This is a genomic window from Candidatus Manganitrophaceae bacterium, from assembly GCA_012960925.1.
Lineage (GTDB): Bacteria > Nitrospirota > Nitrospiria > SBBL01 > JAADHI01 > DUAG01.
Genome location: DUAG01000019.1, coordinates 106,340 through 120,723 on the forward strand (window position 1 = coordinate 106,340; position 14,384 = coordinate 120,723).

Annotated in this window: 11 protein-coding genes and 1 pseudogene; all 12 read left to right on the plus strand. The window is 48.7% G+C overall.

The window, feature by feature from the left end; translation table 11 throughout:
- Positions 1 to 99: 99 nt before the first annotated feature.
- Positions 100 to 540, plus strand: coding sequence for a prepilin-type N-terminal cleavage/methylation domain-containing protein (locus EYQ01_03120; GenBank protein ID HIE64808.1), 441 nt, complete (start codon positions 100 to 102; stop codon positions 538 to 540).
- A gap of 28 nt (positions 541 to 568) precedes the next feature.
- On the plus strand, positions 569 to 2,749 hold the full coding sequence (locus EYQ01_03125; protein ID HIE64809.1) for a DUF2723 domain-containing protein: 2,181 nt from the start codon (positions 569 to 571) through the stop codon (positions 2,747 to 2,749).
- The gene (locus tag EYQ01_03130) at positions 2,749 to 3,711 is read left to right on the plus strand and encodes a glycosyltransferase family 2 protein (protein ID HIE64810.1); all 963 of its coding nucleotides are present in this window, start codon (positions 2,749 to 2,751) and stop codon (positions 3,709 to 3,711) included. Before EYQ01_03125 ends, EYQ01_03130 begins: the two co-directional genes overlap by 1 nt.
- Positions 3,708 to 4,892: a glycosyltransferase family 4 protein gene (locus tag EYQ01_03135; protein ID HIE64811.1), complete on the plus strand. Its 1,185-nt coding sequence runs from the start codon at positions 3,708 to 3,710 to the stop codon at positions 4,890 to 4,892. Before EYQ01_03130 ends, EYQ01_03135 begins: the two co-directional genes overlap by 4 nt.
- The gene (asnB, locus tag EYQ01_03140) at positions 4,868 to 6,748 is read left to right on the plus strand and encodes an asparagine synthase (glutamine-hydrolyzing) (protein ID HIE64812.1); all 1,881 of its coding nucleotides are present in this window, start codon (positions 4,868 to 4,870) and stop codon (positions 6,746 to 6,748) included. The genes EYQ01_03135 and asnB (EYQ01_03140) overlap by 25 nt, the downstream gene beginning before the upstream one ends.
- 36 nt (positions 6,749 to 6,784) lie before the next feature.
- The gene (locus tag EYQ01_03145) at positions 6,785 to 7,861 is read left to right on the plus strand and encodes a glycosyltransferase family 4 protein (GenBank protein HIE64813.1); all 1,077 of its coding nucleotides are present in this window, start codon (positions 6,785 to 6,787) and stop codon (positions 7,859 to 7,861) included.
- Between the two features lie 153 nt (positions 7,862 to 8,014).
- On the plus strand, positions 8,015 to 8,254 hold the full coding sequence (locus EYQ01_03150; protein HIE64814.1) for a hypothetical protein: 240 nt from the start codon (positions 8,015 to 8,017) through the stop codon (positions 8,252 to 8,254).
- A gap of 353 nt (positions 8,255 to 8,607) precedes the next feature.
- Entirely contained in the window at positions 8,608 to 9,978 is a 1,371-nt protein-coding gene (locus EYQ01_03155) for a virulence factor MviN (GenBank protein HIE64815.1), read from the plus strand.
- Entirely contained in the window at positions 9,975 to 10,694 is a 720-nt protein-coding gene (locus EYQ01_03160; protein ID HIE64816.1) for a class I SAM-dependent methyltransferase, read from the plus strand. Before EYQ01_03155 ends, EYQ01_03160 begins: the two co-directional genes overlap by 4 nt.
- A gap of 34 nt (positions 10,695 to 10,728) precedes the next feature.
- Entirely contained in the window at positions 10,729 to 11,808 is a 1,080-nt protein-coding gene (locus tag EYQ01_03165) for a glycosyltransferase family 4 protein (GenBank protein HIE64817.1), read from the plus strand.
- Between the two features lie 4 nt (positions 11,809 to 11,812).
- A pseudogene (locus tag EYQ01_03170) lies at positions 11,813 to 12,341 on the plus strand (hypothetical protein).
- 81 nt (positions 12,342 to 12,422) lie between these two features.
- A complete protein-coding gene (gene asnB, locus EYQ01_03175; protein HIE64818.1) occupies positions 12,423 to 14,384 on the plus strand; it encodes an asparagine synthase (glutamine-hydrolyzing) in 1,962 nt (653 codons plus the stop codon).

Consider the following 14,384-nt stretch of genomic DNA (forward strand, 5'->3'; position numbering starts at 1 on the left):
TGTCTTAGTATGGCATGTGATATGCATAAGTCTTAGAGTGAAATGTTACTGAGCGAGAAAAGATACAACCAATCACAGAGAACGAAGGGAGAACACACAATGTTTAAAAGAGCGAAAAACAAAAAAGGATTTACCTTGATTGAGTTAATGATCGTCGTGGCCATTGTCGGAATTCTGGCGGCCATCGCGATTCCTAACTTTTTAAACTACCAGGCCAAATCACAGCAGACCGAGGCTAAGGTGAATCTGGGGTCCATCTTTACAAACATGGTGGCCTATTCGGCGGAAAGTACAGATGGTTTTTTTAGTGCCCGATGTTGTACTGAACCCGCGACGGCCACTACCAATAATATCGGATTTGCAACGACGGGAACCACGCGCTACCTTTATACCATGCCCACCCCGGCGGCCGACGGATTATCATTTCTTGCAACAGCGACGGGCAAGGGGACTGGTGGTGGTGCCGTGTCTGGTGATGTATGGACGATTGATCAAACGAGAAACTTAAGTGAGACCGTTAAAGGCTCATTCTCGAGTTAATTGAGACTGATGGGGTGGGGGGAGGCTGGTGACTCCGCCCACCCCGCTTTTTCTCACCGACGAATCCCTTCAGATGGACGCCTCAAAAAGATTGAATATTTTCCTATTCCTTCTTTTTTTTATCTCCTATTCAACCTATCTTTTTACGGCCGCCCCGACGCTTTTCTGGCGGGATGGGTCTGAATTTCAGACGGTTGGGTTTACGCTGGGCATTGCCCACCCCTCCGGCTTTCCGTTTTATGCCCTCGCCGCGAAATTGTTCACCCTCATCCCATTTGGATCTATTGCCTTTAAGACCACACTAATGTCTGCTTTTTTCGGGGCGGTCATTTCCCTTCTGATCTATTTGAGCGTGGTGGCCATCCTGACCCAGCTCTCCGGCGAAAAAAAAGGGGCACCCTCCTCCAATGAAATTCACGTGATTGCTTTCTTGTCTACGATACTTTTTTCTTTTTCTAATGCGCTATGGGAGAATGCAATTGCGCCCGAGGTCTATACCCTGATGAATGCGTTTACAGCTCTGTTTATCCTGGGATTGATCATACATCTGAAAGGCGATCCTCACGGCATCCCCCGTAAAACCTTCCAATGGTTTATGGGTATTTCGTTTCTTTTCGGTTTGAGCCTGGGAGCCCATTCCATTTTAATTCTCTACCTTCCTTTTGTCCCGATCCTGATTTATTTTTATTGGCTGAGGCCGAATAAGTTGTCTCCGGTAAAGTACCTTTCTGTTTTTTTATTTTTTGTGATACTGGGTATCTCGGTCTATATTTATCTTCCGATCCGGGCCAGTCAGCAGCCTTATTTTAACTGGGGATACCCGGATACCTTCAGCCAGTTTATAGCACATGTGACGGATAAAAAAGATGCCGTCGTTCATGTCTCGATCCCGAGTCCAAAGAGTGTCCTCCTTCCGCAGATGAAGAACTATTGGAGGTTTTTCCCGGATAACTTTTCATTCCTTGGGATCGCCCTTGGTGTGGCCGGGGGGATTTATACCTTAATAAAAGCAAGGAGAGTCGCGGCCATTCTGGCCGTCTTTTACATCCCTCCCTTCCTTTTCTTTATCCGATTTTGGGGGGATTCATCAAACTTCCTTTCCGGTTTTATGGTCTTTACACTCTTGATCGGCGTCGGAGCCTGGTGGGCCCTTTTTGCGTTGTCGGAATGTGTTCGAAGGCAACAGCGATATCAAAAGATCATCCCCTTGTTCTGGGGAGTCCTGGGAGCAGGGGTTTTATTCCTAGCCATAGGGCATTTTACAAAAAATGATCGTTCCCAATACTGGATCTCTGAGAAACCATTCAAATCGGCTTTACTGGATCTAGAGAGTAATAGTATTGTTTTTGCGAGGGACTCTCATTTCAGTTTCAGCTATCTCCAGGAGGTGGCCAATATCCGGCCTGATGTGACTCACCTCAGCACGATGGAATTTATAAATTCGAAAGTATTTTTCCAACTCACTCCGGAGCGCTTCCCTCTTGTTACGATCCCTGAAGTCGACTTTGAAGAGCTCGGTCCTGCCTTTCTGAGCGAAAATATCGACAGTCATCCCATCTATTGGGAACCCGATCCACAAAATGACCGCTTGGTCCTTCCCTACCTCTCTTTGGATGGGGCCTTTTACCGTGTCCTGGACCCGCCGCGTCTCCTGACGGCATCCCTGCTTAACGATTATCGCGATAAATTGAGGTACTTTTTCGATCCAATGAAGTTATCCCAGGACCGCAATGAAATAGATTTTTACAGGATCCGATTCCTGAATTTGGGCGCTTATCTCTTGAAGCAGGGACAACCTGAGATTGCCATTCAGCATTTTCAAGTGGCCGATATGCTGATGCCAAATGATCATCATGTGCTCAACCTGCTGGGTATGACTTATGCGAGACTGAAAGACGTTAATCTGGCTGAATGGTATTTTATAAAGATATTGTCTCAGAATCCTGACTTCCTCGAAGCACAAAAAAATTTAGGGATTCTTTATCTTTCTGAGATGAGGTATAAAGAAGCAGAAATGGCTTTATTAAAAGCGAAACAGATTCGAGAGAATGATGTTGGAACGAACTATCAACTGGGCCTTCTTTATGCTCAGACAGGGGATGATTCTCAGGCAATTTTCTACTTTAAAAATACCTTGAGAGAAGACCCGGAACATATAAGTGCGAGACAGGATTTGAAAACGCTGTTGGGAACAGACGCGGAGGAGTAATGCTGCAGGGAAAAAAGATTGGTGTTGTAATCCCGGCGCACGATGAAGAAAAGTTAATTGGGCGGGTTATCGAGACGATGCCGTCTTTTGTGGACAGGATCATTATTGTCGATGACCTCAGCAGCGATAAAACTGTTGCCATCGTCGAGGGCTATGTTATGAAGGCGCCAGAAGAAAATGTCCTGATTCAACATAAGAAAAACATGGGGGTTGGGGGGGCGGTTGCAACAGGATACAAGAGGGCTCTGTCTGAAAAGATTGATGTCGTCGTTGTGATGAACGGAGATGCCCAGATGGATCCGGCCGACCTGAAACGGATTGTTTCGCCAATCATCCGGGGTGAGTCGGACTATGTGAAGGGAAACCGTCTATTTCGAGGGGAGTCCTGGGAGATGATCCCACACTATCGATATCTCGGAAACTCGGTCTTATCCCTTTTGACAAAAGTTGCCTCCGGCTATTGGCACATTGCGGATTCCCAGTCAGGATATACAGCGATATCGTTGATCGCGCTTCGGGCCTTGAATCTCGATGCAATTTATCTGCAATACGGGATGCCGAATGATATCCTAATAAAATTGAATATCTGTAACTTCCGAGTCAAAGATGTCTCGGTTCGCCCGATATACAATATTGGTGAAAAATCGGGGATCCGCATCTGGAAGGTCATTCCCAGCATCAGTTGGTTGCTGCTTAAGGGCTTTATTAAGCGGATGTTACAGAAGTATGTCATTCAGGACTTTCACCCTCTTGTGTTTTTCTACTTTCTCGGTCTTAGCCTGACGCCGACAGGTTTTTTCTTTGGGGCTTACCTGATCTGCTTGCGTTTGAGCGGAATTCTCGTGATGCCGACAGAGGCCCTGTTTGCGTCCTTCCTGTTTATCTCCGGTCTCCAGTCGCTTTTTTTCGCGATGTGGTTTGATATGGAATACAACAAGCATCTTCGCGGGCCGGGTCGATGAAGGTCTGCATGTTGACCACATCCTATCCCCTCTCGACCGGGGACGTCTCCGGTATATTTATCTTCAGGCTCTGCCGAGCCTTAGCCGCATCAGATGTTCAGGTTGATGTTGTTGCGCCGGCAAACAGAGGCGCGTCTCCTGTGGAAAGGATGGGGGGAGGATGGGTCTATCGGTTCTGCTACTTTTTCCCCGAGCGCTGGCAAGGGCTTGCCTACGGGCCGGGGGGAATTCCGGCCAACCTGAGTAGAAGTCCTTGGTTCTTCATTCAGGTCCCTTTTTTTCTTGTGATGTTTGTCATCAAGAGTCTTCGTGTTGCGAGGGGGGCCGACATTGTCCATGCCCACTGGATTTATTCGGGCCTCATCGCCGTGGCTGTGAAACTGGTCCACGGTATTCCATTTGTGGTGACCTTGCGTGGAAGCGATGTCCTTCGCTCCAAAAACGGAAAATTTTCTGCCCTTGTTTCGCGCTGGATCTTGAGGCGGGCTGCCCTCATCACCACCGTCAATCAGGATCTGAAGCGCTGGGCGATCTCCCAAGGCGTCCCGGAGGAACGTGTTGTTTTTATCCGTAACGGGGTTGACCTACCTCCACAGCGTCAAGATGAAGACACAATTTCACAATGTCGGCTGCTTTTTGTCGGGAATCTTGTTCCAGGTAAAGGGGTTCACCATCTCATTGAGGCCCTTTCTCATGTATTGCGAGAGGAAGAGAATGTCCATCTCCGGGTGATCGGGGACGGAAGCGAGAAGAAGCGCCTGAAGGAGCAAATTAACCACTCTGGTTTGAATGCGGTAGTTGAATTTGTAGGTGTGCAGTCTCCCGATCAGATTCCGTATTGGATGAAGAAGTCTGATTGTCTCGTACTTCCTAGTCTTTGGGAGGGGACGCCCAATGTTGTCCTTGAGGCAATGGCCTGTGGTCTCCCCGTGGTGGCATCCGACCTTCCGGGGATAAGTGAGGTAATGACTCATGGTGTGCACGGACTTCTGTCGAAGTCGGAAGATGTCCAGGGTCTGGCTCAAAATCTTCTTGCGGTGGTCAGGAATAAGGGACTTCGCCTTCAGATGGGGGCAAGAGGCCGGGAGGAGATCGTTAGGATGGGCCTCGGTTGGGATCAGGTGGCGAAACGCTATCAGGAGGTTTATACACGCTTATGTGCGGTATCGCGGGCATCCTAAATCTGAATGGTGGCACGGTTGATTCTGATGAGCTGGTTGCCATGATGACACGACTTAAGCATCGCGGACCGGACGGGTCCGGACTCTATGTTGACGGTCCACTTGGTTTGGCGCAGACCCGGCTGGCGGTGATTGATGTGGAAGGGGGCGTGCAGCCGATGTTTAACGAGGACCGGACCGTCGTGCTTGTCTTCAACGGGGAAATCTATAATTTCCAGGAGATCCGGCGGGATTTGGAGAAGGACCATCGGTTTGCCACGAAGAGTGATACCGAGGTGATCGTCCATCTCTACGAGGAAGAGGGGATCGATAGCCTCAGGCGTTTTCGGGGGATGTTTGCCCTTGCGATCTGGGATGTGCGTAAAAAGAGGCTGTTTCTGGCAAGAGACCGCGTAGGTCAAAAACCACTTTATTATTCTCTGGGGGCAGGGGGAGCAGGCCGTTTTCTCTTCGGATCTGAGATCAAGGCCTTGTTGGCCTGCGGTGTCGGTTCCGGTTTGAATCTGGGTGCGCTCGATCTTTTTTTCAAGAATCAATTTATCAGCGGGCCGGAGACGATCTATGAGGATATTCAATCCCTTCCTCCGGCACACTACATGGTCATTGACCAGGGTGGCTTTGAAATAAAGCGTTATTGGGAGCCTCCTGCTTCCTCCGACCGGAAAATGAGTGAGGAGGCCTATGCAGAGGCCCTCCGGGAGACCCTTTCGGAGGCTGTTCGGCTCCGTTTAATCAGCGATGTCCCCCTGGGGGCTTTCCTGAGTGGAGGGATCGATTCCTCTTTGATCGTTGGATTGATGCGGGAAGGAGGCGTAAGCAGCCTCAACACATTCTCGGTTGGATTTAAAGAAGAAAGTTTTGATGAAACTCCTTTTGCGATTGAGGCGTCCACTCACTTTAAGACCGATCATCATGCCTATCAGCTTGATGATCAGATTAAGAACCTCATCCCAAAGATCATCTCTTCTTTTGATCAACCTTTTGGGGATTCCTCGTCCATCGCTGTTTACCATTTATCTGAGGTGACAAGGCGTTCTGTGACTGTGGCTCTTTCAGGAGACGGGAGTGATGAGCTTTTTGCCGGTTACCGCCGCTATGTTGGAAGAAGGCTCCTAAAATATTATTGGGCGATTCCCAGGCCAATTCGGGAAAAATGGATTGAGAAGATCTTGGATGCCATGCCAGAGGGGACATCATACTACGGAAAGAGTTTGATCAGACAATTCAAGTTATTTGCCGGATCTTCCCGTAGGCTGGAAGAGGATCCGCTTGATCTTCTTCCAGCAACCTTTACAAGAAAGGAATTAGATCTTCTTTATACTCCCCGTGTCACAGCCTTTTTGGAGAAATCGAGAAAAGATTGTCAAGGGGCGTGGGCGGAACGTCTCTCTAGTTTGGATGAAATTTCTCAAATGATGTGGGTTGATTTTCATCGCTACCTTCCGGATGACATCCTGGTGAAGGTCGATAGGATGAGTATGGCGCATGGTTTGGAGGTGCGATGCCCCTTCCTGGATCAGGAAGTTGTTTCCTTTGCGATGAAAATGCCTGTACACTTGAAACTGAAAAATCTGGAAACGAAGTATCTCCTGAAAAGGGCATTCCAGGGAATGTTGCCTCCCCGTATTGTGAAAAGAAAGAAACATGGTTTCATGCTTCCTTTGGGGAGCTGGTTTAAGAACGGGTTAAGATCCTTGATTGAGGAGGTATTGCTTAAGCCGGACAAAATGGGTTTGTTTAATCTTCCCTATATCAACCAGTTGGTCGAAGAGCATCAGAGAGGTAAGCGCGATCACAGCCAAAAGCTCTGGTTATTGTTGGTCTACCGACTTTGGGAAAAAACGGCATCACAATGAACGAATAAGGCCTTTGTCTGGTAAAGAACCTGAATTATGAGGATTACATTTACCATTGGATCATTGGGGGGGGGAGGGGCCGAAAGGGTGTTGGTCTTATTGTCAAAAGCCTTCCTCAGAAGAGGACATGCCGTTTCTGTGGTAACGTTATTAGGGGAAGAGAACGATTTTTATGAATTGCCATCTCAGGTTCAAAGAATGTCGCTTGGTATCTCCGGCCCTTTTCAAGCGATGTGGCGGATTTCTGCTTTGCGGAAATCCATTTTGTCAACAAGACCCGATGTGGTGATCTCTTTTATTTACCGGATGAATATCCTGACATTGATGGCGATGTGGGGCAGGAGAGTACCTGTTGTGGTATCTGAACGATCCGATCCGGGGGCATATCGAATTAGAAAGATCTGGGACTGTTTAAGGTGGTTGATTTATCCTGGTGCTGCTCGGGTCGTTGTCCAAAGCGAGGGAGCTCTTCGTTATTTTTTGCCCCGGTTCAGGGAGCGTTCCTGTGTCATTCCAAACCCGGTTATTTCTCCACCTGTCACAGATTCGTCGTCGAACACCGTCCCGGATCAACTCATGATTCTATCAATCGGACGATTTATAGAAGAGAAGCGATTTGCTCTCTTGATAGGTGCTTTTTCGAAATTGAAGGAGAAACACCCGGAATGGAAGTTAACAATCTTGGGGGATGGACCGTTACGGAATGACCTGGAATTGCTTAGACATCAATTGGGGCTGGAGAGTCATTTACATCTTCCTGGTTGTGTCAAGGATCCTTATACGATACTCAGAGAGGCTGATCTTTTCGTTTTATCTTCACGCGTGGAAGGTTTTCCGATGGCTCTATGCGAGGCAATGGCCTGCGGTCTTCCCGTTATTTCGACGGACTGCCCCAGTGGGCCAAGGGATATTATCCGCGATGGCGTGGATGGGATCTTGGTTCCTCCTGGCGATGTGGACGCCTTGGCTGTCAAGATGGATCATCTGATGAAGGATGAGCCGGAACGCAGGCGATTGGGCTCCCGTGCAGTTGAAGTCGTTGGGAGGTTTGGCATCGAGAAAGTAATCTCAATGTGGGAGGAGATGCTTAATAAAGTTATTCATAACAAGTGAGGGGCCTGTTCAGGAAAATGCTGCTGAAAAAGAAAAGTGGTTCATCCCATTTTGTGAGAGGGTTTTACCTTTCCTGTGGGAAAGGTCTCTTGTTCATGCCGGATTGATCAGGTCACCAAAACAATGATAAAAGATTCTTCATTTCAAAAAAGTATGAAGATTGTAACGAGCGTGGGTGCCCGGCCTCAATTCACAAAAACCGCTCCAGTCACCAGGGCCATCCAGCAACATAATCGTGAGATGGCTGGGACCAGGATTATGGGACTCTCAATGGTGCGAGAACTTAAAAAGCGATATCCGAAACAAAAAAGCGTCATTGTGGGAAAAGAGCCGACACTGGGAAGTTATCGCCATAAAAGCCTTGCAACATGGGAGGAGACCATATACGCATAGCGAATACCATACGACACGACATGGAGAGATAAATCGGTGTTGAAGGGGGAAGACTTCTATCGGTGGTTCCGTTTTATTCTCTTATGGTGGGTTACGTGTATGAAATTGATATTGTTTCCGTATTCAGCGGTATCTATGGCGGTTTAAGCCTCTTACTGAAGGCGTTGTTAAAAAAGTCGATTGTTGTTTTTGTGCGGTTCTTCGCTTTATAGAGGTTATTCTATTCTCGCGAGAGTTATTTCAAGAGGATGCCATATATTAGAGCGGTATGGAAAGTGGTAGGAATGCCTCCAGAGGAAGATAGGATGCCTTTCATGTAGAAGGCCAGATTAAAGATCGGGGTAGATTTAGAGATGCTGGAAGCCTTGCGCGTCCGTCTCTGTCAATTGGGGGGTTGGCGACAACAATCGGTAAACTGGCGGATCTTCTTGAGTATTATCACCGTCGGAAGTTTTCAGCTCGTCGTGTCTGTGGCGGTGGTCTGCAAGGAACTGGTCGTTGTAAATCATTTCGGCACGGGGGATTCCTTCGATGCCTTCCTAATCGCTTTTTTACTTCCGTCATTGGCGATGAACATTGTAGCGGGCTCCTTTCATGCAGCCTTTATCCCGGAATATGTAAAGGTGCGGGAGCAGGAAGGGAGAGAGGCGGCGCGAGGGCTCTTCGCAAATGTCCTCGGCGGGTACCTCATTTTGTTGATCGCGATCTCCCTTTTTTTAATGTTTATTTCGCCCGTAGTTCTTCCTATTCTTGGCTCTCGATTTGGTCAGGAGAAGCTGGCGCTGACGCACTCTCTTTATCTGATGTTGCTCCCGACCTTGGTGATTATGGGTCTGACCAAGGCATGGGGAAGCCTCCTGAACGCAGAAGGAAAATTTGCGCTAGTGGCATGTTCCCCCATGGTGATCCACTCCGTCACAGTGATCCTCCTGTTGTGGCTGGGAAACGTATGGGGCATTCACGCCCTGACGGTGGGAATCATTGGTGGGTTTATTTTAGAAGGGGGACTTCTTTTATGGGGCTTACACTCCCAGGGACTCCCGATTGTCCCGCGATGGTCCGGATTTGATCCGGCGACGCGGAGGATTATTCACCAGTATCTCCCGATGATTGGCGGAGCCTTTCTCATGGGCGGCATGGTCTTTATCGATCAAGCCATGGCGGCCATGCTTGGCCCCGGAAGTGTCTCTACCTTAAACTATGGGAGTAAGATCATTGTATTTATCCTTGGGATCGGATCGATGGCCCTCAGTACGGCGATATTTCCCCATTTTTCCAAGATGGTTGCCCACGAGGATTGGCGTGGCATACGACATACTTTACGGGTCTATGCACGCTTAATCCTGATAATCACAGTTCCTCTTACGCTCCTCTTCTTTTATTTTTCAGAGCCTCTTGTCAGACTGGTCTTTGAACGGGGCGCTTTCACAGAGGCGGATACTCGTTTGGTTGGTCAGGTGCAGGCGTACTATTCTTTGCAGTTTCCTTTTTACATCTTGGGGATCTTAGGGGTTCGATTGTTGAGCGCCTTGGCCAGGAATCAGACCCTTATGGTCATCTCGGGGGTTATTCTCGTTGCCAATATTATTGGGAACTATGTTTTTATGCATTTTCTCGGTGTTGCAGGAATCAGTTTATCTACCAGTGTCGTTTATGTTATCTCGGTCTCGCTTATATTTCTATCTCTAAGTAAACAACTTAAAAGGGCGAGAGGTCTCTCATGAAAAATGATGAAAACAGTGCTTGCCTGACAAGACAAGACCGGATATGGGACTACTACCAAAATCAAGCACCAGAGGCCTTTGCGCAGTCAAAGCCCCGATTGGACTTTCTTATAAAGCAAATTTCACAAAAAATGCTTGTCCCTATGCCCCGAATATTGAACATTGGAGTGGGGAACGGATATTTTGAGGAGACCGTTCGGCAACGCGGCTGGAAAATGCAATCGCTTGATCCGGATAAAAAGACGATCAATCGATTGGTCGAGAAAGGGTTCAAGGCCCAAAAAGGGGTTATTGAACAGATCCCTTTTGATGATACCGGCTTTGATTTTGTGACGGCTTCTGAAGTCCTGGAGCATCTGGACGATGAACAGCGTCATAAGGGACTGCAGGAAGTCGCCCGTGTTCTTAAAGGTGGGGGTTGGTTTCTGGGAACAGTTCCTTATCGTGAGGACCTCTTTGTAAATCGGGTGATTTGCCCGAAGTGTGAAGAGGTCTTTCACCGGTGGGGGCATCAAAAGTCTTTTGATGCCAAGGCGATGCGAAATGAACTGGAGCCTTTTTTTGAAGATGTGGGAGTGAGGACAACTGCATTTGTACCATTTCGGCGGCAGTCGGTTACGCGTGCGATAAAGAGCCTTGTCTATCTCATCAGGGCAAAGTACGGTGCAAACCTGGCGACAACGAGCATTTACTTCTCAGCAAGGAACGGGCAGTAGGAGGTACACACACATAGGTTGTTGGGCTTGATTGATGCGGATAACATTTGTGATCGCCTCATTATCGTCCGGTGGGGCCGAGAGGATCTTGGTTTCATTGTCAAAGGGGTTTCTGGAACAGAGGCACTGCGTCTCGGTCATAACCCTGAACGGCAAGGAGGTCGACTTTTATACACTTCCGGTTGATGTTGCTCGGCTTGCTCTCGGTATTTCCGGGCTCTTTCAAACCATTGTTGGTTTTTTTCGGTTGCGACGATCTATTTTATCGACAAAGCCGGATGTGGTGATCTCTTTTATCGACTTGACAAATATTTTGACATTACTGGCGACCCGTGGGCTGAATCTGCCTGTGGTGGTCTCGGAACGTAGCGTTCCAAGCATGTATCGGATTGGAAGGATATGGGAGCAGCTTCGGAAATGGACCTACCCATTTGCAGACCGGATTGTCGTCCAAACACCGGGGGTGTATGACTATTTCTTGCCTAGGTTTCAATCAACGGCGTGCATTATCCCGAACCCGGTTTTAGTCCCGACATTGCGCCCTCTTTCGGTCGAGCCATTGCCCGGACCTTTGCTTATGGCGATGGGTCGTCTCTCCTATGAGAAAGGCTTTGATCTCCTTCTGAAGGCATTTGCACGTCTGAAGGGCAGATACCCTGAATGGAAGGTGATGATCTTGGGGGGCGGACCGTTACGGAGAGAGTTGATGTCGTTACGAGATTCGTTAGGATTGGTGGATCGGGTTCAGTTGCCGGGTCGGGTGAAGAATCCTTATGATTTTCTTAAACAGGCGGATCTCTTTGTCTTGTCTTCTCGTTTTGAGGGATTTCCCAATGCCTTGTGTGAGGCGATGGCCTGTGGTCTTCCGGTCATTGCCGCAGATTGCCCCAGCGGGCCTCGAGAGATTGTTCGAGATGGGGTTGACGGTCTCTTGGTCCGGAGTGAAGATGTGGCCGGATTGTCGAAGGCGATGGATCGACTCATGGCAGATGAAGGTGAGCGAAGGCGTCTCGCTGCATACGCTGTTGAAATCACAGAACGATTCGGCATGGAGAAGGTGATTGCGATGTGGGAGGAGATCTTGTCCCAAGTATTGCGGAAAAAAGATACATGATCATATGAGTGAGGTTGCATGAGGTGAACGGTTTGAATTTGTAGAGAACTGGGGCCCACTTCTTGCGGGATTTGGATAAAGAACAGATGTCGGAGGCGGGAAAGTCGCTTCGAGAATTACCCAGTTTCGAAGATCTGTCCGGTAAATGCTTTCTGGATATTGGATCCCGGGAGTGAGTTTTTAGTTTGGTCGCACGACGCCTGAGTGCGACGGTGCGCTTCTTTGAGTATGATATCAAGTCAGCTGGATGTACGGAAGCACTGAAACAACGTTATTTTCCAAGATATCCGGATAGGATCGTTGAAGTCGGTTCCATTCTGGATGCTGATTATGTCCGATCTCTCGGAAAATTTGATATATTGTTTATACTTGGGGTGATTTTCACCACACCGGCGCAATGTGGCAAGCTTTGGCGAATGTGGACCTTCCCGTGAGGAAGGGGGGGGGCGTATCCGTTCGAGGTCGCGAAACCGGAGCAGGTTTTCGATTTTTATAGAGAGAAGAGCTACCGTTTGTAGCGGCTTAAGACCTGAGGCGGGGCGTTTGGCTGTTAATGAGTTTGTGTTTTTGAAGCAGACTAGGGATATAAAATAATAGGGGAGGGTTCTGGCGTTATGTGCGCCATTGCCGGGTTTCTTGATTTATCGCGTCGAATGGGGAGAGGTGAATTAGAGGAAATTTCTCTCCGGATGGTGGATACCCTTGTTCACCGTGGGCCGGATGGTCGGGGCGTTTGGGTTGACCCTGAAGCAGGAATTTCCCTGGGACACCGGAGGCTTGCCGTGATCGACCTTTCTTCTGAGGGGCATCAGCCAATGCTTTCCGCCTGCGGTCGATATGTGGTTGTCTACAATGGAGAGATCTATAACTTTAAATCTTTGCGCATTGAACTGGAGCGGTTGGGTGATCGTTTTCGTGGGCATTCCGATACAGAGGTCATGCTGGCCTCCATTCGACGTTGGGGATTGAAGGAGGCCCTCCAGCGTTTCAACGGGATGTTTGCTTTTGCCTTGTGGGACCGTCAGGAGCGCCAGCTGTACCTGGTGCGGGATCGGCTTGGGGAAAAACCGTTGTATTATGGTTGGTCCGGGAACACTTTCCTGTTCGGTTCGGAGTTAAAAAGTCTCTGTGCCTACCCTGGGTTTTGCGGGGAGATTAATCGAGATGCTCTGGCCCTTTATTATAGGCATAATTATATACCAACGCCCTATTCAATCTATAAGGACATTTATAAACTTCCACCGGGTGAGATGCTAACCCTCTCGTTTTCGGATGAAAGATTTCTTCCTAACCCTACCCCTTATTGGTCTTTTAAGGAAGTGGCGGAATCTGGAATGCAGCGTCCCTTTGAAGGGACGGCGGAAGAGGCAATTGATAGCCTTGAGACACTTTTGATGGATAGCATCAAGCTCCGTATGGAATCTGATGTTCCTCTCGGTGTCTTTCTTTCAGGGGGAATTGACTCCTCAACGATTGCGGCGTTGATGCAGGTGCAGAGCACACGGCCCGTTAAGACGTTCACGATAGGTTTTTATGAGCAAGGGTATAATGAAGCTGATCGAGCCAAGGCGATCGCGCAACACTTGGGAACGGCGCACACGGAACTCTATGTGACTCCTGAAGAGGCAATGGCGATCATTCCTGATTTGTCGACCTTCTATGATGAGCCTTTTTCGGATTCTTCCCAGATTCCGACTATCCTTGTCTCCAAGCTCGCGCGACGGCATGTGACCGTTAGCCTCTCAGGGGATGGTGGCGATGAGCTCTTTTCGGGATATCCCCGTTATTTTATCGGCCAAAGGGTCTGTGGAAAGATCGGATGCATCCCAAGACAGTGGCGTGGGGGAATTGGGAGAGTCTTAAGGAGGATAGGTGCCCTTCCATTACTGTCGAGTGACAGGTTGCAGAGGCTGGGTGAGATCATGTCGGTCGAAGAAGAGGAGAAAATGTATCGTGAGATGGTCTCCCATGTGACACGTCCAACCGATTTTGTACTGGGTTCTTCTGAGCCGCCAACGGTCTTCAGCGATTCCAGAGCGTGGATCGATTCGCCCGATCTGATTCACCGGATGATGTATCTCGACACCCGGACCTATCTGCCGGACGACATCCTCGCCAAGGTTGACCGTGCCAGCATGGGGGTTGGGTTGGAAGCGCGCGTTCCAATGTTGGATCATCGTCTGGTGGCCTTTGCCTGGACTCTGCCGATGTCGCTGAAGATCCATCGGGGGGAAGGGAAACAACCGCTTCGCAAAATCTTAGGTAAGTACATTCCCCGCAAATTATTTGAACATCCGAAGATGGGTTTTGGGGTTCCGATTGATGTTTGGTTGCGGGGTCCGATGAGAGAATGGGCGGAATCTCTCTTGGATGAAAAGCGACTTCGTGAAGAGGGTATCCTCAATCCAGAATCGATCAGGACGAAGTGGTTGGAACATCGATCTGAAAAACGCAATCATCATTATTTCCTGTGGAATGTGTTGATGTTTCAAGCATGGCTTGAGAAGAGAAATGAGACAGGTTTCTCTGGTAAAAGGGTAAGTATTCTCGAATCGAACAAAATCGGCCATTATTAA

What these genes read in the sequence shown, in the direction of transcription:
- EYQ01_03120 (HIE64808.1), top strand. Translation starts at nt 100, where the DNA reads ATGTTTAAAAGAGCGAAAAACAAAAAAGGATTTACCTTGATTGAGTTA.
- EYQ01_03130 (HIE64810.1), top strand. Translation starts at nt 2,749, where the DNA reads ATGCTGCAGGGAAAAAAGATTGGTGTTGTAATCCCGGCGCACGATGAA.
- EYQ01_03135 (HIE64811.1), top strand. Translation starts at nt 3,708, where the DNA reads ATGAAGGTCTGCATGTTGACCACATCCTATCCCCTCTCGACCGGGGAC.
- asnB (HIE64812.1), top strand. Translation starts at nt 4,868, where the DNA reads ATGTGCGGTATCGCGGGCATCCTAAATCTGAATGGTGGCACGGTTGAT.
- EYQ01_03145 (HIE64813.1), top strand. Translation starts at nt 6,785, where the DNA reads ATGAGGATTACATTTACCATTGGATCATTGGGGGGGGGAGGGGCCGAA.
- EYQ01_03150 (HIE64814.1), top strand. Translation starts at nt 8,015, where the DNA reads ATGAAGATTGTAACGAGCGTGGGTGCCCGGCCTCAATTCACAAAAACC.
- EYQ01_03155 (HIE64815.1), top strand. Translation starts at nt 8,608, where the DNA reads ATGCTGGAAGCCTTGCGCGTCCGTCTCTGTCAATTGGGGGGTTGGCGA.
- EYQ01_03160 (HIE64816.1), top strand. Translation starts at nt 9,975, where the DNA reads ATGAAAAATGATGAAAACAGTGCTTGCCTGACAAGACAAGACCGGATA.
- EYQ01_03165 (HIE64817.1), top strand. Translation starts at nt 10,729, where the DNA reads ATGCGGATAACATTTGTGATCGCCTCATTATCGTCCGGTGGGGCCGAG.
- asnB (HIE64818.1), top strand. Translation starts at nt 12,423, where the DNA reads ATGTGCGCCATTGCCGGGTTTCTTGATTTATCGCGTCGAATGGGGAGA.